At 66.1% G+C, this 21,662-nt stretch carries 27 protein-coding genes; 9 read left to right on the top strand and 18 right to left on the bottom strand.

All coding sequences use genetic code 11. The features are described from left to right. Positions 1-3: 3 nt before the first annotated feature. On the top strand, positions 4-1,083 hold the full coding sequence (locus AC2ITM_RS16805) for an EscU/YscU/HrcU family type III secretion system export apparatus switch protein (protein ID WP_486467761.1): 1,080 nt from the start codon (positions 4-6) through the stop codon (positions 1,081-1,083). Continuing rightward, a complete protein-coding gene (locus AC2ITM_RS16810; RefSeq protein ID WP_486467762.1) occupies positions 1,083-1,526 on the top strand; it encodes a hypothetical protein in 444 nt (147 codons plus the stop codon). Before AC2ITM_RS16805 ends, AC2ITM_RS16810 begins: the two co-directional genes overlap by 1 nt. 54 nt (positions 1,527-1,580) lie before the next feature. Here the strand turns inward: AC2ITM_RS16810 and AC2ITM_RS16815 are convergent, their stop codons facing one another. The 9 genes from AC2ITM_RS16815 to AC2ITM_RS16855 are packed head-to-tail and all read right to left on the bottom strand — an operon-like array spanning position 1,581 to position 6,120. Further along, positions 1,581-2,081: a flagellar basal body-associated FliL family protein gene (locus AC2ITM_RS16815; RefSeq protein ID WP_486467763.1), complete on the bottom strand. Its 501-nt coding sequence runs from the start codon at positions 2,079-2,081 to the stop codon at positions 1,581-1,583. Positions 2,082-2,090: 9 nt separating this feature from the next. Next, entirely contained in the window at positions 2,091-2,804 is a 714-nt protein-coding gene (gene flgH / locus AC2ITM_RS16820) for a flagellar basal body L-ring protein FlgH (protein WP_486467764.1), read from the bottom strand. A gap of 2 nt (positions 2,805-2,806) precedes the next feature. After that, positions 2,807-3,217, bottom strand: a complete 411-nt coding sequence (flgA, locus tag AC2ITM_RS16825) for a flagellar basal body P-ring formation chaperone FlgA (protein WP_486467765.1) — start codon at positions 3,215-3,217, stop codon at positions 2,807-2,809. Continuing rightward, positions 3,217-4,002 (bottom strand): flagellar basal-body rod protein FlgG, encoded by a 786-nt coding sequence (gene flgG, locus AC2ITM_RS16830; protein ID WP_486467766.1) that lies wholly within the window; start codon positions 4,000-4,002, stop codon positions 3,217-3,219. Before flgG ends, flgA begins: the two co-directional genes overlap by 1 nt. A 3-nt stretch (positions 4,003-4,005) precedes the next feature. Further along, a complete protein-coding gene (locus AC2ITM_RS16835; RefSeq protein ID WP_486467767.1) occupies positions 4,006-4,722 on the bottom strand; it encodes a flagellar hook-basal body complex protein in 717 nt (238 codons plus the stop codon). A 3-nt stretch (positions 4,723-4,725) separates the two neighbouring features. Next, on the bottom strand, positions 4,726-4,992 hold the full coding sequence (locus AC2ITM_RS16840) for a flagellar biosynthetic protein FliQ (RefSeq protein WP_486467768.1): 267 nt from the start codon (positions 4,990-4,992) through the stop codon (positions 4,726-4,728). Positions 4,993-5,010: 18 nt separating this feature from the next. Further along, positions 5,011-5,304, bottom strand: a complete 294-nt coding sequence (gene fliE / locus AC2ITM_RS16845; protein WP_486467769.1) for a flagellar hook-basal body complex protein FliE — start codon at positions 5,302-5,304, stop codon at positions 5,011-5,013. A 22-nt stretch (positions 5,305-5,326) separates the two neighbouring features. Further along, the gene (gene flgC / locus AC2ITM_RS16850; RefSeq protein WP_486467770.1) at positions 5,327-5,719 is read right to left on the bottom strand and encodes a flagellar basal body rod protein FlgC; all 393 of its coding nucleotides are present in this window, start codon (positions 5,717-5,719) and stop codon (positions 5,327-5,329) included. 11 nt (positions 5,720-5,730) lie between these two features. After that, positions 5,731-6,120: a FlgB family protein gene (locus AC2ITM_RS16855; RefSeq protein ID WP_486467771.1), complete on the bottom strand. Its 390-nt coding sequence runs from the start codon at positions 6,118-6,120 to the stop codon at positions 5,731-5,733. Positions 6,121-6,205: 85 nt separating this feature from the next. Between AC2ITM_RS16855 and AC2ITM_RS16860 the strand changes: the two genes are divergently transcribed. Further along, a complete protein-coding gene (locus tag AC2ITM_RS16860) occupies positions 6,206-7,618 on the top strand; it encodes a FliI/YscN family ATPase (RefSeq protein ID WP_486467772.1) in 1,413 nt (470 codons plus the stop codon). Positions 7,619-7,634: 16 nt separating this feature from the next. Here the strand turns inward: AC2ITM_RS16860 and AC2ITM_RS16865 are convergent, their stop codons facing one another. The 6 genes from AC2ITM_RS16865 to AC2ITM_RS16890 all read right to left on the bottom strand — a co-directional run bounded on the left by AC2ITM_RS16865 (position 7,635) and on the right by AC2ITM_RS16890 (position 11,394). Continuing rightward, positions 7,635-8,453, bottom strand: a complete 819-nt coding sequence (locus AC2ITM_RS16865; protein WP_486467773.1) for a DUF1217 domain-containing protein — start codon at positions 8,451-8,453, stop codon at positions 7,635-7,637. Further along, positions 8,450-8,854 (bottom strand): flagellar biosynthesis repressor FlbT, encoded by a 405-nt coding sequence (gene flbT, locus AC2ITM_RS16870; protein WP_486467774.1) that lies wholly within the window; start codon positions 8,852-8,854, stop codon positions 8,450-8,452. The genes AC2ITM_RS16865 and flbT overlap by 4 nt, the downstream gene beginning before the upstream one ends. Further along, positions 8,851-9,258 carry a flagellar biosynthesis regulator FlaF gene (flaF, locus tag AC2ITM_RS16875; protein ID WP_486467775.1) on the bottom strand — a complete coding sequence of 136 codons (408 nt, stop codon included), beginning with the start codon at positions 9,256-9,258 and terminating at the stop codon, positions 8,851-8,853. Before flaF ends, flbT begins: the two co-directional genes overlap by 4 nt. Positions 9,259-9,341: 83 nt before the next feature. After that, complete coding sequence (locus AC2ITM_RS16880) at positions 9,342-10,553, bottom strand: flagellin N-terminal helical domain-containing protein (RefSeq protein ID WP_486467776.1); 1,212 nt, start codon at positions 10,551-10,553, stop codon at positions 9,342-9,344. A gap of 215 nt (positions 10,554-10,768) precedes the next feature. Continuing rightward, a complete protein-coding gene (locus AC2ITM_RS16885) occupies positions 10,769-11,128 on the bottom strand; it encodes a flagellar biosynthesis protein FlgN (RefSeq protein ID WP_486467777.1) in 360 nt (119 codons plus the stop codon). Beyond that, complete coding sequence (locus AC2ITM_RS16890) at positions 11,125-11,394, bottom strand: rod-binding protein (RefSeq protein WP_486467778.1); 270 nt, start codon at positions 11,392-11,394, stop codon at positions 11,125-11,127. Before AC2ITM_RS16890 ends, AC2ITM_RS16885 begins: the two co-directional genes overlap by 4 nt. A gap of 1,818 nt (positions 11,395-13,212) precedes the next feature. On the opposite strand from AC2ITM_RS16890, the gene AC2ITM_RS16895 reads away from it, so the two are divergent. Genes AC2ITM_RS16895 through AC2ITM_RS16905 form a run of 3 tightly spaced genes read left to right on the top strand, consistent with a single transcriptional unit; the run spans position 13,213 to position 15,449 of the window. Then, a complete protein-coding gene (locus tag AC2ITM_RS16895) occupies positions 13,213-13,794 on the top strand; it encodes a flagellar hook-length control protein FliK (RefSeq protein WP_486467779.1) in 582 nt (193 codons plus the stop codon). A 15-nt stretch (positions 13,795-13,809) separates the two neighbouring features. After that, positions 13,810-14,490 carry a flagellar hook capping FlgD N-terminal domain-containing protein gene (locus AC2ITM_RS16900; protein ID WP_486467780.1) on the top strand — a complete coding sequence of 227 codons (681 nt, stop codon included), beginning with the start codon at positions 13,810-13,812 and terminating at the stop codon, positions 14,488-14,490. Positions 14,491-14,549: 59 nt separating this feature from the next. Next, positions 14,550-15,449: a phosphotransferase family protein gene (locus AC2ITM_RS16905; protein ID WP_486467781.1), complete on the top strand. Its 900-nt coding sequence runs from the start codon at positions 14,550-14,552 to the stop codon at positions 15,447-15,449. Here the strand turns inward: AC2ITM_RS16905 and ubiB are convergent. Both ubiB and ubiE read right to left on the bottom strand, forming a co-directional pair. Further along, positions 15,446-16,978, bottom strand: coding sequence for a 2-polyprenylphenol 6-hydroxylase (gene ubiB / locus AC2ITM_RS16910; protein WP_486467782.1), 1,533 nt, complete (start codon positions 16,976-16,978; stop codon positions 15,446-15,448). The genes AC2ITM_RS16905 and ubiB overlap by 4 nt on opposite strands. 3 nt (positions 16,979-16,981) lie before the next feature. Continuing rightward, entirely contained in the window at positions 16,982-17,725 is a 744-nt protein-coding gene (gene ubiE / locus AC2ITM_RS16915) for a bifunctional demethylmenaquinone methyltransferase/2-methoxy-6-polyprenyl-1,4-benzoquinol methylase UbiE (protein WP_486467783.1), read from the bottom strand. A 198-nt stretch (positions 17,726-17,923) separates the two neighbouring features. Between ubiE and mutM the strand changes: the two genes are divergently transcribed. Both mutM and AC2ITM_RS16925 read left to right on the top strand, forming a co-directional pair. After that, a complete protein-coding gene (gene mutM, locus AC2ITM_RS16920) occupies positions 17,924-18,769 on the top strand; it encodes a bifunctional DNA-formamidopyrimidine glycosylase/DNA-(apurinic or apyrimidinic site) lyase (RefSeq protein WP_486467784.1) in 846 nt (281 codons plus the stop codon). A gap of 66 nt (positions 18,770-18,835) precedes the next feature. Then, on the top strand, positions 18,836-19,612 hold the full coding sequence (locus AC2ITM_RS16925; protein ID WP_486467785.1) for an enoyl-CoA hydratase: 777 nt from the start codon (positions 18,836-18,838) through the stop codon (positions 19,610-19,612). A 4-nt stretch (positions 19,613-19,616) separates the two neighbouring features. Here AC2ITM_RS16925 and AC2ITM_RS16930 read toward each other — a convergent pair whose 3' ends face one another. Then, positions 19,617-20,726: an NAD(P)/FAD-dependent oxidoreductase gene (locus AC2ITM_RS16930; RefSeq protein WP_486467786.1), complete on the bottom strand. Its 1,110-nt coding sequence runs from the start codon at positions 20,724-20,726 to the stop codon at positions 19,617-19,619. 271 nt (positions 20,727-20,997) lie between these two features. Here AC2ITM_RS16930 and rpsT point away from each other — a divergent pair, with 271 nt between their 5' ends. Then, a complete protein-coding gene (gene rpsT, locus AC2ITM_RS16935; RefSeq protein ID WP_160896191.1) occupies positions 20,998-21,261 on the top strand; it encodes a 30S ribosomal protein S20 in 264 nt (87 codons plus the stop codon). The last annotated feature ends 401 nt before the right edge of the window (positions 21,262-21,662 follow it).

The following is a 21,662-nucleotide window of genomic DNA, read 5'->3' on the forward strand; positions in this document are numbered from 1 at the left end:
ACCATGGCGGACAGCGACGATTCAGGCGAGAAACCGCACGACCCGACACCGCGCAAGCTGCAGAAGGCGCGTGAAAAGGGCGAGGTACCGAAATCCAGCGATCTGTCGACCGCCGCCGCCTATGGCGGGTTGTGCCTGGCGGGCATGGCCGTGGGCGGGCCGGTGCTGGCGGGTCTGGGCGGCGTGCTGCAGGGGCTGATCGACCAGTCGGACACGCTGGCCCCGCAGATCCTGAGCAGCCCGGCCATGGCCGGCGGGCTGATGACCGAGGTCGCCCTGCGCACCGCGCCGCTGTTCCTGGTACCGGCGGTGGCGGCGCTGGCCACGGTCTTTGCCCAGCAGGCCTTCGTCGTCTCGGCCGAAAAGATCCGGCCCAAGGCCTCGCGCCTGTCGCCAATATCAAATGCCAAGCAGAAGTTCGGCCGCGGCGGGCTGTTCGAATTCGCCAAGAGCTTTGCCAAGCTGCTGATCTATTCCTTCATGCTTTATCGCTTCATTTCCAGCCATTTCGAGGAAATGACGATGACGCTGCAGCTTGATCCCGGACAGGGCGCGGCGCTGCTGGGGCGGCTGTGCATCGAATTCCTGTTCCTGGTCTTCCTGGTCGCGCTGTGCATCGGGGGCCTCGATTTCCTGTGGCAGCGGGCCGAGCACCTGCGCAAGAACCGCATGACCGACAAGGAAATCCGCGACGAGATGAAGGATTCCGAGGGCGATCCGCACATGAAACAGCAGCGCCGGGCGCGCGGCGAACAGATCGCGCGATCCCAGATGATGGCCGAGGTCCCGAAGGCCGACGTGGTGATCGTCAACCCGACCCATTACGCGGTGGCACTGAAATGGGAACGCCGCAGGGGAACGGCTCCGGTCTGCGTCGCCAAGGGCGTGGACGAAGTCGCCCGGGTGATCCGCCGCATCGCCCAGGAGAACGGCGTGCCGATCCATTCCGATCCCCCCACCGCCCGCCGCCTGCATGCCGAGGTTGATATCGGCGCCGCCATCGCGCCCGCCGATTACCGCGCGGTCGCCGCCGCCATCCGTTTCGCCGACCAGATGCGCCGCAAGGCCAAGGCGCGGATCTGATGGCGCGGCTGACACCCCCCGCCCAACTGGCGCCGCTGGCCCGCGCCACCGCCCTGGCCTATGAGGCAGAGCTGATGCGCCTGAACCGCCTTCTGGCCCACGAAGCCCGCCTGCGCACCGCAATCGAAGACCTGGACACGCGGATGCGCGAAAGCTTCCTTCGGCGTATTGCCGAGCCGGGACAGGACCTTGGCCGTGCCAGCCTGCAGGAACGCGCCTGGCGCGACTGGGCCCTGACCAAGCGTGGACAGGTCCAGTCGGAACTGGCGCTGGTGCTGGCCGACAAGGCCGACCAGATCGCCCGGCTGACCCGCAGCCTGGGCCGCCGGGACATCGCCGCCCATCTGCACGACACCGCGCGGGCGCGGCAGCAGGCGGAACGCCACCAGAAGCAACTGCAAGACCTTCAGGCCCTGGCGATCCTGCGCCAGGTCCTGCGCTGAACGGCAAAACGCCGCCCCGGAAAGGGGCGGCGCGGCAGGCCGGAGTATCCTGGATCAGGTTTCCTGACGCGCGATATCCGTGATCAGCACATTGCTGACGATCGGTCCCAGGATCTTGCGCGCCACGTTGTAAAGGTTGCGCCGCAGCAGTTCGAGATTGTTGGAATTGGTGAAGGCGCCGTCGAACCCACCGACATTGGCGTGATCGAACATCACCTGCAGGAAGGCATCGCGCAGCTTCGGCTCTTTCGCATAGACCGCCGCCGAGGATCCCAGATCCGCCTCGATGCTGAGCGACATGACCACCATCGCCCCCACCTTGCTATCCACCACCACCGGGACGATGAACTGGTTGTTCATCTTCACATAGTCCTTCTCGGGCGGCTTCTCTTCGTCCGCGGGCGGCTCTTCATGGGCCTGGGCGACGGCAGTGGTGCCATCGCCGCAGGGCTCGATCGAGGCCATCTCGTCATGTTTCGGGCGCAGCATCAGGCCGGCTCCGGCGCCGCCGCCGATGCCGAGGATGATCAGGAGGATGGGCAGGAGCTTCTTCATCGGCGGTCCTCAGAAGGGGAGAATCTTTTCAAGGATTTGCTGGCCGTAACGCGGCTGCTGCACCTCCGAGATCTGCCCGCGCCCGCCGTAGCTGATGCGCGCCGAAGCGATCTTGTCATAGGTGATCTCGTTCTGGCGCGAGATGTCCTCGGGGCGGACATAGCCGGTGACCAGCAGTTCGCGCAGTTCGAAATTGACGCGCACCTCCTGGCTGCCAGAGATCGCCAGCACGCCGTTCGGCAATACGTCAACGATGGTCGCGGCAATACGCAGGGTCAGCTTTTCCTTCCGGCTGACCGACCCGTCACCGTTGGAGCTGGAGGAGCTGTCAATCGAAACTGCGGAATCCATCGAGGCGCCGTTATAGAGCACCTCGTTGTTCAGTCGCTGAGGAATCCCAAAAAGACCAGGGACACCAAGGCTTTCCGATCCACCACGGCTGCGCGCCGTGGAATTCGAGATCTGCGCACTGTCGTCGATCTGGATCACCACGGTCATGATGTCACCGCGTTTGATCGCCCGGCGATCCCCCAGCAAAGACCGCTGCCCGGCCCGCCAGAGCGAGGATTCCTGCCGCCCCGGGGCACTGATCGGCAGACCCGGCGTATACATCGCCCCCCGTTCGGGGGAGTTCATGTCCGACGTAAAGGCCGGCACGCGGCCAACCTCGTCCAGCGGCGAACACGCCGCCACAAACCCGAGGGCCAGCAGGGGAAAACGCATGATCATTGCACTCTTACCGATCCATCGGGCTGCACGACGCCGCTGACCGTCAGTCGAGAGGAAAGGTTCATGACGCGGACGGTCTCGCCCGCGCCGGCACGCTCCAGCGCGCGGCCTTCGGCGGTGATGTTCAGCCCGCCGCGATCATAGATCAGGTTGACGGTGCCGTTGCGCTCGACCAGCGCGGGGGGGCCCAGATCGCCCGGCCGCACCGGCCGGCCGGCATAAAGCGCGATCCGCGCCTCCAGCCCGACCAGTCCCGAAAGCGAGTCGTAAGCTCCGGGCAGGCTGCCCTCCTGCAGGATCAGGTCGCCGGGGGCGATGACGCTTTGCGGGCGCAGATTGCGCGCTGCGATCACCGTCTCGGCCCCGGCAGGCCCCGCCATCATCAGCAGAAGCAGCAGCATCCGCATCAGCGCACCTGCGCAGTCGCAGCCAGCATCTGATCCGCCGCCGAGATCACCTTGGAGTTCAGCTCGTATCCACGCTGCGCCTCGATCAGCTCGGTGATCTCGCGCACCGGATCGACCGAGCTGTCTTCCAGGTAGCCCTGCCGCAGCGTGCCCAGCCCATCAAGGCCCGGCGTGGTCAGCGCCGCCGCCCCCGAGGCCTCGGTTTCGGCGAAGAGGTTCGAACCGATCGCCTCCAGGCCCTTGGCATTGGTGAAACCGGCGATGTTGAACTGGCCCAGCAGCTGCGCGGCAGTGGCATTGGTGAAATAGGCATAGACCTCGCCAGCGGCATTGATCGAGATCGAGCGCGCATCGGCAGGGATCGTGATGTCGGGCGAGACGGGATAGCCATCAGAGGTGACGATCAGCCCGTCGGCGGTGCGTTTCAGCGCGCCGTCGCGGGTATAGGCGGTCTGGCCCGAGGGCAGCGTGACCTCCAGGTAGCCGCGTCCCTCGATTGCCAGGTCCAGGTCGCCCCCGGTCTGGCTGAGCGGCCCCTGCTGCACCTGGATGCTGACGGCCGTGGGACGCACCCCCAGCCCCAGCTGGATGCCGGTGGGCAGCATGGTGCCGTCGGTGGCGTTGATCGTGCCCGCGCGGGCATATTGCTGATAATGCAGATCGGCAAATTCAGCGCGCCGGGCGTTGTAGCCGGTGGTCGACATGTTCGCGAGGTTGTTCGAGATCGTCTCGACCCGCATCTGTTGGGCAGCCATCCCGGTGGCCGCGATCTTGAGGGCTCTCATGGCTTAGGTCCTGCTGAGAATGGTCTGAAGAGAGGTGCGGATGCGTTCATCTTCCTTGTCGAGGAACGACTGGCCCAGTTCGTAGGCGCGCTGGACCTGGACCATGCGGGCGATCTGCCCGATGGGATCGACGTTCGATGCCTCAAGGAAACCCTGCATCACCCGGGGCGCCTCGACCGGTTCGGTGCCGCCGGTGGCGTTGAACATCACGCCGCCCTCGCGCTCCATCGCGCCCGGGTCCAGCGGCCGCACCACGCCGATCTGGCCGATGGCCTGGCCGTTCGCCGAAAGCGATCCGTCAGCGCCGACACTGACATCGGCATCGGGCGGGATGAAGACCGGCGTACCGCCGCTGTCGAGCACCGGGTAGCCGTCATTGGTCACCAGATCCCCGGCATTCGAGGTCGCAAAGCTGCCGGCGCGGGTCAGCCGGTCGCCGTTCGGGGTCTGGACGACGAAATAGCCCTCGCCCTCGATGGCGAAATCCAGCGTGCCGCCGGTCATCTCCATCGTGCCCTGAGCATAGTTGATCCACTGCAGGTTCGCCTCGGCCATCGACAGCGAGGGGCCGTCATCGACCGGCGCGATGTATTCCGAGAAGATCACATCCTCTTGCCGAAAGCCGGTGGTATTGGCATTGGCGATGTTGTTGGCGATCACGGTCATCTCGCGCATGAGGCCCGAGAGGCGTGTCAGTGTGGTGTAGCCCGCATTGTCCATGGGTCACCCTCCGATGATGAGCGGAATGACCTGGTCGTGAAAGAAGGCGACCAGGGTCTGTGACATGAAGCTCATGGAAAGCCAGAAGATCACGACGATCGCCGCCAGCTTGGGGACGAAGGTCAGGGTCATTTCCTGGATCGATGTCAGGGCCTGGAACAGGCCCACGATGACGCCGACCACCAGGGCCACCGCGAGGATCGGCGAAGCCGAGATCGTGGCGACCCAGAGGCCCTGGCGCAGGGTGTCGAAGAAGATTGCCTCGTCCATCCTGGCCAGAACCCCCGGTCAGACCGGCATCCTCAGGATTTCCTGATAGGCTTCGACAACCTTGTCGCGCACCGTCACTGCCGCTTCGACGGCAAGCTCGGTCTGCGCAAGGGCCTGAACGAGGGACTGGGTATCGGCTTCTCCGACCATGGACGCCATTGCCGTCCGCTCCCCTTCCCGGAAGGTCTCGGCAAAGTCCTTCGTGACCTCGCCAAGGGTTTCGCCGATTCCCTGTCCGCTGCCCGCCACGGGTTCCGTAACGGGGCGTGCGGCCGCATATTTCTGGGCGGCATTCAAAGCACGAATGTCCATTCTGGACCTCCTTCTGGACTGATTAACGGCGCAAGAGGTCGAGCAGTCCGGCCGACATCTGCCGGGCCTGTTCGAAGATCTTGAGGTTCGCCTCATAGCTGCGCTGCGCTTCGCGCGAGTCGGCGATTTCGACCACCAGATCGACATTCGATCCATCGTAGTGGCCAGTTTCATCGGCCAGCGGGTGCTGCGGATCATAGATCCGCGGCAGGTCCGACCGGTCGAGTTGCACCCGACTGGTCCGGACCCCGCCAACCGCGTCTCCGGCATCCGCAACCTCTTCGAAGGCAACGGTTTTCCGCCGGTATCCGGGTGTATCGACATTGGCGATGTTCTCGGCCGTGTGACGCAGGCGCTGTGCCTGGGCGCGCAGCCCGGTCGAGGAAATCGCGAGTGTTTCGGAGAGATCCCCCATGAGGTGCCCCCTTACCTGCGCGCGATGGCGCTGCGCATGATCGTCATCGAGCTGCGATAGATCGCCAGCGCGCGGTCATGCTCTTGTTTCGATTGGATGGATTTCATGGCCTCCTGCTCGAGCGAGACGGAGTTGCCATTCGGAGAGGTCCAGGGATTGTCCTCGTCCTGGGATACCAGCGTGGCGCGGGGATCAAAGCCCTGCACATGGCTGTCGCGGGTGGTCCGCATTCCGGTCTGAGGGCCGGGACCCGACAGGGCCTCGGTGAACGAGATCGTATCCTTTGCCTTGTAACCGGGGGTATCGGCGTTCGCGACATTCTCGGCGATGACCGATTCCCGGAAGCTGGCGTGACGTGCCATGGCTGCCGAAAGGCGGAAGATCTGCAAGGATTCGAACACCGGGGCTTCTCCCTCGATTGGCTTCAATCAAGGCTTAACTCCGATTCCTTTAGAAACCGTTGGCAGGCAATGAAGGAGCCGAGCGGTGTCACAGAACGTGCTGCAAGGGGTCCGGGCCGAGCTTGGGGCGCTCGACGCCGTCCGCCATGTCGGACGCATCGATGCGGTCGAAGCCGAGGTGCTTCGGGTCACGGGATTGGGGCGCTATGCCCGGCTGGGGGATATCCTGCGGGTCACCCGCAGCGATGGCTCGGTGTTGAACGGAGAGGTCATCCGCCTGGATCGGCAGGCCGTCACGATGCTGCCGGATGCCAGCCCCGAGGGCGTATCGCTGGGCGATCGGGTGGTGTTGCAGGGGCCGATGCGGATCGCCCCGGACCTGAGCTGGGTTGGGCGTGTCATCGACCCCCATGGCCAGCCCCTGGACGGGCATCCAATTCTGCCAGGAAGTCGTTGGAAAGGCTTGCGGAATGACCCCCCGCCACCGGCAGACAGGCACCCTTTGGGCACCCGCCTGGAAACCGGGATGAGCGTTTTGAACACGCTTTTGCCCATTGTCGAGGGTCAGCGGATCGGGCTTTTCGCAGGCTCGGGCGTGGGCAAATCCAGCCTGATGGCGCATCTGGCGCGCAACATGCAGGCCGATGTCGCGGTCATCGCACTGGTCGGGGAAAGGGGCCGCGAACTGCGCGAATTCGTCGACCACACCTTGGGTGCAGAGGGGATGAAACGCGCCGTGGTCATTGCCGCGACCTCTGATCGCTCGGCGCTTGTCCGGCGACGTTGTGCCTGGGCCGCGATGACCATCGCCGAGCATTTCCGCGAGGCCGGCAAGCACGTGCTGTTTCTGGCCGATTCGATCACCCGCTTTGCCGAAGCCCATCGCGAGGTCGCCATTGCCGCTGGCGAACTGCCGGCCCTGCGCGGCTACCCGCCCTCAACCGCCGCGCAGATCATGCAGTTGTGCGAACGCGCCGGCCCCGGAGCAGGTGCTGACGGCACGATGACGGCGATCCTTAGCGTGCTGGTCGCTGGATCGGATATGGAAGAACCCGTGGCCGACATCCTGCGAGGCGTCCTGGATGGTCACATCGTGCTGGACCGGCAGATCGCCGAACGCGGCCGCTACCCGGCCATCGATCTGCTGCGATCAGTCTCTCGCAGCTTGCCGGGTGCCGCGACGGATCAGGAAAACCAGGATATTTCAGAGGCCCGCCAGTTGCTGAGCGCCTATGCAAGGTCGGAAATGATGATCCAGGCCGGGCTTTACGTTCAAGGCAGCGATCCCATTCTGGATCAGGCCATTCGCGCCTGGTCCGAGTTGGACGCCTTCCTGGCTGAAAAGGAAACCTCCGGCATCGATGCCTCGTTCAATCGTCTCAGGCTGATCCTGCGGCGGTCGGTCTCCTCCCGTTCGGCATCCACCGGACGCGGAGGTCAGGGACGGGACCTGCGCGCACAACCGCGTGGCTCCGAAATTTCGGGGCCACGCGGTTGAAAGGACCGATCAGACATCAACCGTTGCGCAAGCTATAGGCAAAGGTCACGGCACTGGAAAGCAGGGTCTGGGCCACGCTGCCGGCAGAGCTGGATTGGTATTCATTCAGCTGGCTGCGCAGCAGGAACTTTCGGATAAACCCCTCTCGGGTCTCATCATCCGCCAAAACGGATGGATCTTCGCTGCCGAGGATCTTGTCTGACTTTTCCTTGAAGACCTCCAATTGCTTGTCCAGATCCAGCTGTGCAAAGCTTGACGGCAGACCAAAGGCAGTCTCGAACACTTCGCGCAGCGCCGTCGTCCCCATGATCTTGAACCACTTGGAGTTGACGGATCCACTGTCATCGGCAATCTCGGCCAGGGCGCGATCGGCATTCAGCGCGAGACGCATCGTGTCGTCTTGCTCGCCCACCGCGACCTCGAACTCCTGCTGGCGATATTTCTCGACAATCCCGGTACCAAAGTCCGAAATCTTGGTACTCGGAGGTGTCAGGTCAAAGCCGAAGGCCCGTGCAAAGTCCTTGTAGCGCTGGTCCGTCAGCTTGTTCGCCAGAGCATCCTCTTTCAGCGTACCGCCTTCAAGGATCTTCTGGATGAAGAACTTGTTGTTGATATCGTCCTGCAGACCAAAGGCCCCCAGGGCGACACGCAGCAGGCGCCGATCAGAAACCAGATCTTCGGCGGTTTCCACCTTGCCGATGTTCTCTTCGAAATAGGCGGTATCGCGGGTGATCAGGGGCGACTTGTCAAAAGTCGCCCGCTGGTTTTCGTAGGTCCGGTCCAGAAAGACCCAACCGACGAGGCCCGTGGCGGGAAGGACCGGCGTGAAGGTCATGACAGCCGCGCCGCCAGAAGACGGTCCTCCCGTGGCAGCAGGCCACGCAGGGACTTGAGGCACTGATAATACTGGTTCTGCAGAACGGCATCCGTAGCCTGGGCCAGCAGATTGCGGCTGTCGGGATCGGTCAGGATCTGGCTCAATTCCTCGATCCGGCGCAGCAGCTGGTGACGTGTTTCATCCGGATCGGCATCGCCTGTCAGAACCAGCTGGGCCGCATAGCAGACACGCCGTACCGGCGTATTGGCCTCCTCTGGATGGATCGCGTCGCGCAGGCGCAGGATGTTGACGTTCGGCGTCACAATCGACAGGCGGGACCGACGGTCCCCGTTTTCGATCACGGCGCCGTTGATCAGCACACGTTCCTTGGGGGATAGTTTCAGGATCAGCCCGCTCATTTTCCGGGCCCTCCGGCGCGCAGACCGCGCATCACGGCAGTGTTCACCTCGATGAGGGCCCGAGCACTGGCCTTACCAGACAGAACCTTGCGGCTGTGCACCTGCGTGAATTCCGCAAGGTAAAAGATCTGGGCCCGCAGGGCCTCGGGAAGTGTATTCGCACTGTCGGCCACGTCAGCAGCCAGCAATGTCCAAAGTCGGCGGTTCTCGTAGATGGCGCGGGCCAGTTCGGCAAAACTGTCCGTGTCTGGCTTGCCGGCCCCGTTCCGGGCGGCCCCCTTCCGGGCGGCGGCGACGAGCCTGTGCGTGATACGCGCGAACACCTCGTACTCGGTCCCCCGCGGCGTGCGGATGGGGTTCGAGGCCTGCCCGTAAGCGCGCAATGCTTGAGCATGAGCAGTCACTTGGAATCCTTCCAGTCAAAGGTGAGATTTCACGAAACCTCGTCAGGGGCGCGCTTCGCGCGCCCCTGGTCGTTCGTCCCCCCTTAGCGGAAGAGCGAGAGCAGCGTCTGCGGCGCCTGGTTGGCGATCGACATGGCCTGAACGGCCAGCTGCTGTTGCACCTGAAGGGCCTGCAGGCGAGCCGAGGCTTCTTCCATGTTGGCATCGACCAGCGTGCCGATGCCCGACTTCAGGGAGTCCATCAGCGAGCTGATGAAATCAGACTGGGTGTTGATGCGACCTTCAACCGAACCGAAAGCTGCGGCCGAGTCGATGGACATCTGGGTCAGCCCCTCGATGGCAGTCAGCGAGGCCTCGGCGCCATTGGCCGTGGTCACGTCGATGCTGTCGAGCAGTTCCAGGCCACCACCGGCGGTCCCGTCAGTGGTCACGGTGATGTCCGTCGCCGCAGTCGTCAGAGCAGCGGTCGAGTTGTTCGTCACCGTCAGGGTCGAGCCACTGGCCGAGAAGCTGTAGTCGGATTCACCTGCATCGGCGAGCGCGAAGTTCAGGCGCATTGCCAGCTGCGAAGCCGAGTCTTCCGAGGTTTCGCCATCACGCTGCACATAGGTCGCGCTGATGGTGCCCGAACCGATCGTCGCCGAGAAGACGAAGGACGAACCGTAGCCCGTGTCCGAGCCCGACAGGTCGTAGTCCACGGTGCCACCGCTGGCCGCAGCCGAAGCCGCCGACGCCGTCACGGCCGTACCTGCGGTCGAACCGGCCGTCGCGGCATCCTGGCCAAGGTCCTGTTTGCCGACGGCAATCTGGCTGACCGCCACGCCCGAGCCCGAACGGTCGAGCGAAGACAGGATGTTGACGGTGCCCGAGTCCGTGGTGCTGTCGGTGTTGGACAGCAGGTTCAGGCCGTTGAACTGTGCCGCACCGACAACCGCCGCGATCTGATCCTTCAGGGCGTTGATGTCGGTCTGGATCTTATCACGGTCGACGTTCTCTTCCTGCGCCGCGACGATCTTGCCCTTCACCTGGGTCAGAAGGTCGGTCACGGTTTCGGAGGCGGAGCGGGCGACGGCGACGGTCGATTCCCCCAGAGCGAGGCTTTCGGAGATCCCCTTGAAGCCCTGGACGTCGGACTCCATCACCTTCGAGATGGCCCAGGTGGCCGAGTTGTCCTTGGCGCTGGCAACTTTCTTGCCGGTCGAGATTTCGCCCTGGATGCCGGTCATCGACTTGTTGACGGACTTCAGGGTCTGCAGCGCCACCATGGCGCTGTTGTTCGTGAGAATGCTGGACATGCGTTGTTCCTTTGGTCAATGGGCGCTTTGCGCCCGAGCTGGCATCCCGTCCCTGCGGGACGGTGGAGATGTCGTTCTGACCAGTGCGGGGTCCTGGCTTTTTCCTGACACCGCGCCATCCGATCGGATGCAGGGGAACATTGACGCAGACTTGCTAACGGAATCCTAAATGCCGGGCGGGCATTGCCCGGCATTTAAGGCAAATGCGGGACACCTCAGGCCCGCTTCTCCAGCGTGTTATCGCGCGGACGCACCAACGCGGACTTGCGGCCCTGGTCGTCGTAGGTTTCCAGCGTCCGGCGAATCCGGCGCAGCGTGGCAAAGCGGTTCGCCACCGACCGGATTCCCTTAAGGGCGCCGTCCAGCAGCACCTGGTTGCGCTGTACCTTACCGCGCAGCGGCTGCAGCTCGGCCGCGCCAAGGCCGGTCATTTCGTTCAACGTGTCGATCAGGACCTCCTTCTGCGCCAGGATCTCTGGCAGCACATCGAGGCGCCCGGTCACCAGCGCCTCCTTCTCCCGTTCAAGGAGCGCGTCGAGCGCCCCGATCAGCTCGTGTTGCGGATCGTTGGTCATCTTGGTTTCTCCAGAATGGATTGATAAATCTGCTCGGCCAGCCCGAGGCCCCCGGCCTGGACGATAGCCTTGGCCTGTTCCTGCCGCAGAAACGAGGCGAACTGGTCCTCTCCGACGCCACCGCCGAAGGCATCAGGGACCTCTCCCAGCCCGGCAGCCTCCAGCATCTCGGCCAGAAAGCTTGCCTCCAGGCCCTGGGCAGCGGCCCAGGCCTTGGGGTCGCGCGGGGGCCGGGCGGCATGCGGCAAGGAAACGGGATCCGTCATCGGGATGCTCCAATTTGAACCAGTTTTCTGAGGATGCCGGAGCAGCGGTAAAGAAGCTGTAACCGTGTGACGTCAATGTCTCCTGACGCGGAAGAACTCCCGGAGGCGATGATGACATTCCCGGACATGTCCCTTTTCACGGCACGGACCGTGGTGCCCAAAACGCTGCCTGCAGGGCAAACGGAAGAGGCCGCCCGCCCTGCCGGCGAGCCGGATTTCGACGATATCTTCGCCGAAGCCCCCCCCCTGCGTAGCTCCCCGGACCAGCCCGGCAGAGAGGCGCCGCAGAGCACCACCGAGGTCACGCTACCGAAACCCGGGCCCTCCGAAGCGATCGACGAAAAGGAGGAATTCATCGAAGACATTCTGTCAGAAGACCCCGAACCAACGGAGGCGCTCGCCGAAGCAGATGACGTGCCGGTTCCGCCGCAGCACTCCACGCCCCGGCGTCGCGAAACGCCTGCCGCACCGGGACAATCCATATTCCTGATGACCCTGCCGGTGGCGCCCCAGCCCCCCCTTCAGGTCGCATCCCCATCGACCTCCGAGGGCCCGCTGCCCCTTCCGACCAGGTCCGGCACCCTCATGGCGGCATCCCGCCCGACCGGACCGTCACCGACGCCCCTCGTGGCCGCCGCCCCCTTGGCAGAGCCGACGGAGGCGTCCGTCGCCTTGCCGGACAGCCCCCAGGCTTCCGGGGTCTCCGAAGCGTCTCACAGGCCAGTGGCAACAGGCGAAGCGGCTGACGAAAGGCCGGAAATGCCCCGCCTCGCGATCCCGCCGACGGCAGAGATCCCTTCGGCGAGCCCTCGTCCCGTGCCCGCCCCTGAGGCGCCGACCCTGCCCGAAACGCCCCGAGCCGAGGCCGTCCCGCTGCAGCCTGCCATCGCCGCCAGGCCCATCCCCGCGCGCCCTGACAGCGCACCGGGCCCGCTGCCGCGCGCAGCAGCGCCGCTGCCTGAGCGCGCGTCCCGATCGCGCCCCGCCACGGAGGCACCAGCGCTGTCCCGTCCCGAGCCTTCGCCCCCTTCACCGCACCAGGCGGCCCCCCTGCCCGCGGTCAACTTGCCCGGCGGCACCACCAAAACGCCGCTCCCGCAAAGGAACGAGGTGATCACGGAAGGTCCCCGGGATACGGCCACCGCCGCATGGCATCCATCCGCGTCGCGGCAGCCGGTTTCACAGGTGACGGACGCCACGCAACGTACGGCGCAGGAACAGAAAACCACGCTGACGACCGAGACGCCCCGGCCTGCTTCCCCGCCCCCGCAGACACCGCAGATGCCGGGCCCGCTGCCTCAGGCGACCACACCGGCTGCGCCCGTCCTGCCGATCCGCGATACCCCGCGTGCCGAAGGTCAGCCCGCAGCCGAGCAGAGCATTCCGCCGCAGGCGGACACCCCCACGCCACGCGCCGCCCCCCTGACTGCTGCCATCACCCAGCCCCGGCCTCAGCCTCCCGAGGGTCCCGCCCGGCCCGAAATCGCGGCCCGCAGCGAAGTCCGGCCCTCGCCCAACCCGGAGGACAGATCTCGGCCCGACGCCCCCCCTGCGGCCCCCCCGCAGATCGCCGCCGCGTCCGCCCCAATGCCTGTGTTGCCCTCGCGCCCCGCGCCCGATGCCCCACCCCAGGTCCCACCCCAGGTCCGATCGGAGGCAGGAGACCTGCCCACCTCGCTTCCCGCCCGCGACACGCCTCGGCCGGGTGCCGCCATGCCGACGACACTGCCCCAGCCAACCGAAGCGCCGCGCAGCGACAGGCCCATCCGCGCCGGGCAGCCAGCAGAAGCGCCGCGCACCACCGCACCAACCCAGACCGTGAGCGCCGCAGCGGCCGCGCCCCGGAAAGCCACCACGCCCCCCAGAACCACGCCCGATCCGCTGCGGACCGAGGCCACCAGCCCTGCCGAGGTCCCCCGGACCGAGTTCTCAGCCACGACGCTGCCACCACAGCTGGCCAATCAGACATCGCGCACCCTGCCGGCCGCGCCCGTCATTCATCAGGTGGTTACCGCTTCGATCCGCCATGGCGAGGGTGAAACCGAGCTGATGCTGGACCCCGAGGAACTGGGGCGCGTCTCGCTGCGGCTGCGCACCGAGGACGGCGCGGTGATGCTGCATCTGACCGCAGACCGCCCCGAGACCTCGGAGCTGATGCGCCGCCACGTGGCCCAACTGGAACAAAGCTATCGCAGCCTTGGCTATGCCCGGGTCGAGGTCTCGATCAACGGCCAGCAGGCCGGACGCCAGCAGGGCAGCTGGCGAGAGGGGGGCAATCGTGACCGCCCCGATCCCGACCGGGCCGAGGGCATCCTGGCCCCCGCCACCCTTGCCCCCGTGCAGATGACACACCCCCTCCGGCCGCAGACCGGCCGGGACAAGATCGACATCAGGCTTTGACCCCGGAGAACCGACATGGCCGATATCCAGAGCACCACCGCCGCAACGACCGCGACCTCCAGCACGTTGCAGGCTTCGTCCGTGAACACCAGCGCCACGCCGGTGATCAGCTCGGACTTCGAGACCTTCCTGAAAATGCTGTCGACCCAGCTGCAGAACCAGGATCCGCTGAACCCGGTGGATTCGTCGGATTACGCCGTGCAACTGGCGACGTTCTCCTCGGTCGAGCAGCAGGTGCTGACCAACAACCTGCTGGAATCGCTGGTCGGGCAGATGGCCTCGGCCGGGATGTCGGATCTGGCGAACTGGGTCGGCATGGAGGCGCGCTCGACCTCTCCGGCCTATTTCGACGGCACCCCGATCACCGTGGCCCCGTCGGTGGATACCGGCGCCGATGCCGCCGTGCTGGTGGTGCGCAACGCTGCGGGTACCGTCGTCTCGCGGCAAGAGATCTCGGCCGGGGCGGATACCGTCAGCTGGGCCGGCACCAGCACCGGCGGCGCCACCCTGCCGCAGGGCAGCTACACCTTCCAGGTCGAGAGCTATTCCGACGGAGCGCTGCTTTCGACCAGCGATGCCGAAAGCTACACCCCGGTGACCGAGGCGCGGCTGGTCGGCGGCCAGACCATGCTGATCACCCGGGCCGGTGACCTGGTGGCGGCCGAGGCGATCTCGGGGCTGCGCAAGCCAGACTGACGCTTGCCTGCGCCGACGCCCGTGCCTAGGTAGGCCTCAGGCGGTGACAGGCGGGGCAAATGGACGGCAGTGCAGCACAGACGGGGGCCCTGCGGCTGGCGGAAGCGATCCGCGCGGCACACCCCGGGCTGCGGCTGGCGCCGGACTGGCAGCCCTTGTCGGGCGGGCGCAGCAACCTGGCCTGGCGGGCCGACAGCGCCCAGGGACCGCAGGTGATCAAACTCTATCGTCCCGAGGCCGCCTCGGCGCTGTTTCCCAACGATGCTGCGGCCGAGGCGCAGGTGCTGCAGGCGCTGGAAGGCCAGGGGCTGGCACCGCGGCTGGTGGCGCATCTGCACACCGCGCATGGCGATTGCGTGATCTATGACCACCTGCCCGGGCCCAGCTGGGCCGAGGCCCCGGCATCCCCGAAGCCAGACTTACTGGCCGGGTTGATGCACGACCTGCATCGCCGAGAATCTCCGGTGGCACTGCGTCAGATCCCGGCTGATCCCACAATTCTTAGGCGGGAGATCGCAGAACACACACAACATATGCCTCAGATCCAGGAAAGGATGGCGCGTCTGCCCTGCGTCCCGGTGCCGCCCATCCGCCCGGTGCTGCTGCATGGCGATCCGGTGCCCGGCAACGTGATCCTGACCCCCGGGGGGCTGCGGCTGATCGACTGGCAGTGCCCGGGCCGGGGCGATCCCTGTCACGACCTGGCCCTGATGCTGTCTCCGGCGATGCAGATGCTCTATCGCGGTGCCCCGCTGCCGGCCCCCTTTGCCGCCCGGGTCCGCAGCCTGTATTGGGGCAGTGACCAGGCCGGGGCGCAGCGCCATGCGGCGCTGAGCCCGCTTCTGCACCTGCGCATCGCCGCCTATTGCCTGGGGCGCGCGGCGCGCGGCTCGGATCGGGACTCCACCGCAGCCGCGCTGGAACTGGCGGCCTTTGATGCCGCCCTGGCCCGGATCTAAAGGCTGCCGGACAGCGCCGCCACCAGCAGCGCCCCCAGCACGGCACCGCCCGCCCCCCACAGCAGACGCATCGTCCAGCGGTCGGATTTCGGCGCGGCGGCATCATCGACCTGCTGGATCAGCGCCTTTTCGACCAGCGCCGGCAGGCGGGGGCCGAAGCGCGCCATGACCTTGGCCGTCACCACCAGATCGCGGGCCAGCGCCCGGGGGCCGATGCTTTTGGCGATGTATTCCTGCACCACGGGCTGGGCGACTTCCCAGATGTTGATCTGCGGATGCAGCGAGCGCGACACCCCTTCGACCACCACCATGGTGCGCTGCAGCAAGATCAGTTCGGTCCGGGTCTGCATTCCGAAACGTTCCGTGACTTCAAAGAGATAGCTTAACAGCCGCCCCATCGAGATGCGGGTCGCATCCATGCCGAAGATCGGTTCGCCCACGGCGCGCAGGGCGCGGGCGAATTCATCGACATCGCGGTCGGCGGGCACGTAGCCGGCTTCGAAATGGCATTCGGCGACGCGCTTGTAGTCGCGGCGGATGAAGCCATAGAGGATCTCGGCATAGACCCGGCGGGTGTATTCGTCGATATGCCCCATGATGCCAAAGTCATAGGCCAGAAGCTCGCCCTCGGCCGAGACCTTGAGGTTGCCCTGGTGCATGTCGCCATGGAAGAAGCCGTCGCGCAGCGCGTGTTTCAGGAACAGCGTCAGCACCCGTTCCCCCAGCTCGGTCCGGTTGATCCCGGCGGCGTCGAGCGCGGCATTGTCGCCCAGCGGGATGCCCTCGGCCCAACCCATGGTCATCACCCGGCGCGACGACAGGCCCCAGTGCACGCGCGGCAGCCGGAAGCCCGCATCCCCCTTGGTATTGGCCGCGAATTCCGAAGCGGAGGCGGCCTCGAGCCGCAGGTCGAGCTCGGATTTCACCACGCCGTCGAAATGCTTGATCACCTCCGAGGGGCGCAGGCGGCGGGACGACGGCGAGAGGATCTCGATCAGGCTGGCGGCCAGGTAGAAGGCGTCGACATCGCGGCGGAAGGCGCGTTCGATGCCGGGGCGCAGGATCTTGACCGCGACCTCCTCGCCGGTGTCGCGGACCCGGGCGCGGTGCACCTGGGCGATCGAGGCGGCGGCGACGGGGGCCGAGAATTCGTCATAAAGCGCGTCGAGCTTGTCGCCCAGTTCGCTTTCGATGACGCGGCGGGCTTCCTCGGGGCCGAAGGGGGGCAGCTTGTCCTGCAGGACGCGCAGCTGCTGGGCCATGTCGGGGCCCACCACGTCGGGGCGGGTCGACAGGATCTGGCCAAACTTGATGTAGGCGGGGCCGAGCGCCGACAGGGCGCGCGGCACCGGGGCCATCTCGGGGTCGCCATCGAAGCCCAGGAACTGGAACGGCCAGCCGATGACCCGCGCGGCCAGCCGCAGCAGCGGCGGCGCGTCATAGGCATCGAGGATCGCGCCCATGGCGCCGGTGCGTTCGAAGGTGGCGCCGGTGCGTACCAGACGCCAGATGTTGTGCGGTCCGCGCATGGATCAGATCTTCCAGCCGGAATGCAGCGCCGCGATGCCCAGGGTCAGGTTGCGGTACTTGGCGTTCTCGAAGCCCGCGGTGCGCACCATGTCGAGGAAGGTTTCCTGGTCGGGGAACTTGCGGATCGATTCCACCAGATACTGGTAGCTGTCGCGGTCGCCGGCGATCATCTGGCCCATGACGGGGATGCAGTTGAAGCTGTAGCGGTCATAGGCCCATTGCAGCGCCGGCGTCGGGATCTGGCTGAATTCCAGCACCATCAGCCGGCCGCCGGGTTTCAGGACGCGGTAGGCCTCGTTCAGGGCTTCCTGGGGGCGGGTGACGTTCCGGATCCCGAAGGAGATCGTGTAGGTGTCGAAGGTGTTGTCGCGGAACGGAAGTTTCATCGCGTCGCCGGTCACCCAGTCGAGGCTGTCGGCCATCGAGGCGGCCTCGGCGCGCTTGCGGCCCTCGACCAGCATGGGTTCGGTCAGATCGAGGACGGTCGCGTGGCCATGGCCCGCGCGCTTGAGGAAGCGGAACGAGATGTCGCCGGTGCCGCCTGCCACGTCGAGCAGTTTCTGCCCCGGGCGCGGCGCCAGCCAGTCCATCATCGCATCCTTCCAGACCCGGTGGATGCCCAGCGACATGGCGTCGTTCATCACGTCGTATTTCGAGGCGACGGAGTTGAACACGCCCTGGACGCGGCCAGCCTTCTCGCTTTCGGGGATGTCGGTGAAGCCGAAATGGGTGGTCTTTTCGTCCATGGATCCTCGGGCCTTGAAAGGGGGCCTCTTGCCGGGGCCGCAATTGCCTGATGTGCTGACCTTCCTTATAGGGCGCGGGCGGGCGGCTGCAATGCAGGGCGTCGTGAGAGGCGGCGGTGGGCCGCAGGGGGGCGCTGCCCCCCGGCTCCTGGCGGAGCCTCCCCCCGAGGTATTTGGAACAAGAAAATGGAGGGGCCGATGCCCGAATTGCCCGAGGTCGAGACGGTGAAGGCGGGTCTTGCTCCGGCGATGGAGGGGGCGGTGATCGAGCGGGCGGCGGTGAACCGGCCGGATCTGCGCTGGCCCTTCCCGGAACGCATGGCCGAGCGGCTGGCGGGGCAGAAGGTGCTGCAGCTGCGGCGGCGGTCGAAATACATCCTGGCGGATCTGGCATCGGGGGAAAGCCTGCTGATCCATCTGGGCATGTCGGGGCGGATGACGGTGTCGGGCGACCCGCTGGGGCGCTTTGTGCATGAGCATCCGGCGGTGCAGAAGCATGACCACGTGGTACTGGACATGTCGAACGGGGCGCGGATCACCTTCAACGATCCGCGGCGGTTCGGGTCGATGGACCTGGTGGAGACGGCGCGGGCCGAGGCGCACAAGCTGCTGGCGGGGCTGGGGCCCGAGCCGCTGGGCAATGCCTTTTCCGGCGCGACGCTGGTGACGGCGCTGAAAGGGCGCAGGAGCCCGATCAAGAGCGGTCTGCTGGACCAGTCGGTCGTCGCGGGGCTGGGCAACATCTATGTCTGCGAGGCGCTGTTCCGGGCGGGCATTTCCCCGGCACGGCGCTGTGACAGGATTGCAACAGCGCGTCTGGAGGCCCTGGCACCCGTCATACGGGAGGTCCTGGAGGAGGCGATTGCGGCGGGCGGATCCAGCCTGCGCGATTATCGTCAGGCCGATGGGGAACTGGGCTATTTCCAGCATAATTTCGACGTCTACGGCCGCGAGGGCGCGCCCTGCCGGACCTGCGGGACCACGATTCGACGCATCGTCCAGTCAGGCAGATCCAGCTTCCACTGCCCGCAATGTCAAAGATAACTTGATCAACCGGCCCATCCTGCTAGGGAATCGACCCTAAATCTCGAGCAAAGGGACACCTAACCCATGGCCTATGAGACGCTGATCGTCGAAATCGAGGACCATATCGCGCTGGTCAGACTGAACCGGCCGGATGCGATGAACGCGCTGAACGACGTGCTGCTGGGCGAGCTGGCCGAAGCACTGGGTGCGGCGCAGAAGAACGACAAGGTGCGCTGCATCGTCATCACCGGGCAGGAGAAGTTCTTTGCCGCCGGGGCGGATATCGCGATGATGGCCGAGAAGAGCTTTACCGATGCCTTCGCCGGCGACATGTTCACCGCCGAGACCCAGGCCATCGCGCGCATCCGCAAGCCGATCATCGCGGCGGTCTCGGGCTATGCCCTGGGCGGCGGCTGCGAGCTGGCGATGATGTGCGATTTCATCATCGCCTCGGAAACCGCCAAGTTCGGCCAGCCCGAGATCAACCTGGGCGTCATCGCCGGGATGGGCGGCACGCAGCGCCTGACCCGCTTTGTCGGCAAGTCGAAGGCGATGGACATGAACCTGACCGGGCGTTTCATGGATGCCGCCGAAGCCGAGCGTTCCGGGCTGGTCAGCCGCGTCGTGCCGGTGAAAAAGCTGCTGGAGGAGGCGATGGCCGCCGCCGGCAAGATTGCCGAGAAGAGCATGATTTCCGTCATGGCCGCCAAGGAGGCGGTGAACCGCGCCTATGAGACGCCGCTGTCGGAGGGCATCCTGTACGAACGCCGCCTGTTCCACGCGCTGTTCGCCTCGGAGGACCAGAAGGAGGGCATGACCGCCTTCCTGGAAAAACGCGAACCGCAGTTCCGCGACCGCTGAGCCCTCAGGCGAAGCGCGCCGGCGACAGGCGTTCAGGATCTGCGCCCCACTGGCGCAGATCGCAGGGCGCCGGATCGCCGGTGATCTGTGCCACGGCCAGCGCCGCCAGCGCCGGGGCGGTGGCAATGCCCGATCCCCCCTGCCCCGCCAGCCAGAAGAATCCCTTGCGCCCGGGATCAAAGCCGCAGACCGGCACGCGGTCTGGGGCATAGGTGTGCAGGCCGGTCCAGGATTCCGCCACAGGCCCCAGGTCACAGCGCGACAGCGCCCGCAGCCGGTCCGCACAGAGGCTGACATCAAGCGCCGCCGCAGGGGCCTCCTGCGGCAGGCTGGGCCGTTCATCCGCCGGCGAGGCCAGCAGGCGGTCGCTGTCGGGTTTCACGTAGAAGGCGTCTTCGGCATCCACCAGCATCGGCAGCAGGGCGGGAACGACCTCGGGCGGGGCGTTCAGCACCAGCGCCGTGCGCCGCAGGGGCGCCAGCGGAACCGGCCGGGTCCCCGCCAGCGCCGCAATCTGGCCCGCCCAGGCCCCGGCGGCATTGACGACGACGGGGGCGACATAGGTGCCGGCCTCGGTGACGACACGCCAGGCGCCGCCGTGACGCTCCAGCCGCAGCACCTCGGCCGGGGCCAGCAGCCGGGCCCCGTTACGCCGCATCTGCTCCAGGTGGCAGGCCTGCAACGCCGCCAGGTCGATGTCGCGCGCGCTGTCCTCCATCAGCGCCGAGACCGCGTAGCCCGGCCGCAGCAGCGGGATCCGCAGCGCCAGTTCCTCGGGGTCGATCCAGCGGTGACGGGCCAGCGGCGCCAGCCGGGCCGCCCGCGCATGCAGCGCCGCGCGCTGATCGGGACGGGCGACAAAGACCAGACCGCGCGGATGCGACAGGCCGGGGTCCTGGGACTCGCTGAAGAATGCCTCGGAGGCGCAGGTCAGCGCCTTCACCTCGGGGCGGCCGAAGCTGAGCGACAGGATCGGGCTGGATCGCCCGGTGGCCTGGGTGCCGGGGCGGGCTTCGCGTTCCAGCACCGCGACGCGGGCGCGACCGGACAGCAGGCTGGCCAGCGACAGCCCGGCAATCCCCGCCCCGATCACGATGACGTCGTAGCTGTACACCGCCCCCTCCTTCCCGGATTTCGGGCCCCGCCAGAGGGAATCGCCCCCTGACGCACGGCCCGCACCACGGCATCCGACAGGGCCCAGCCTCCCTTGCTGCCCCGCTATCTTGCGCCTCCCTCGCCCTGACGCAAACGGATTCGATGCCCCAAAGGCAGAGTTTTCCACCGAACCGGCCCGGGAATGGCTTTGGCCTGTTGACTTGTGGACGACTCGGCCTTAAGGACCCGGCTTCAGATTGCTAAACCCCGAACCATGGGACGATACGAATATGGCCAACTCGCCTCAGTCGAAGAAACGTGCCCGTCAGATTGAACGTCGCACGGACGTCAACAAGGCACGTCGCTCGCGTATCCGCACCTTCCTTCGCAAGGTGGAAGAGGCGATCGCATCGGGCGACAAGAACGCCGCCGAAACTGCACTGCGCTCCGCTCAACCCGAGCTGATGCGTGGCGTGACCAAAGGCGTCGTGCACAAGAACACTGCTTCCCGCAAAATGTCGCGCCTGTCCTCGCGTGTGAAGGCTATCGCCTGATCACGCTGACAAGCGACTGAGATCAAAGGCGCTGCTTAAGCGGCGCCTTTTTTCGTGCCCGGCGGTTGCCTGCCACCCATCGGCAACAGCCCTCCGATTCCCTCCGAGAGAGTCCGAGTCAAGCGCGTTGTGCTGTTGTAAGGGCCTCGTCGGACTTGATAACTTCAGCCTTGCGAGTCACTTCGCCTTGGGGGGGACATCGCGGCACATCCTGTGCCGCCGACCAGCTAAAGCCCGGTAACCAATCGGTTATTTGAATTGCTTAACGGTCAGATGTCCAAGCATTGACGCCCGGTCTTGCAACCTTGGGTTGCGCGCCTGCCGCGCGCACCCGGATTGCGGGGCCATTTTGGACCGCCCGTCTTCAGACGGGGGAACCCTGTTTCGCATCAGGCAGCGTA

It is taken from the genome of Pseudooceanicola sp. NS-SX9, assembly GCF_057380705.1.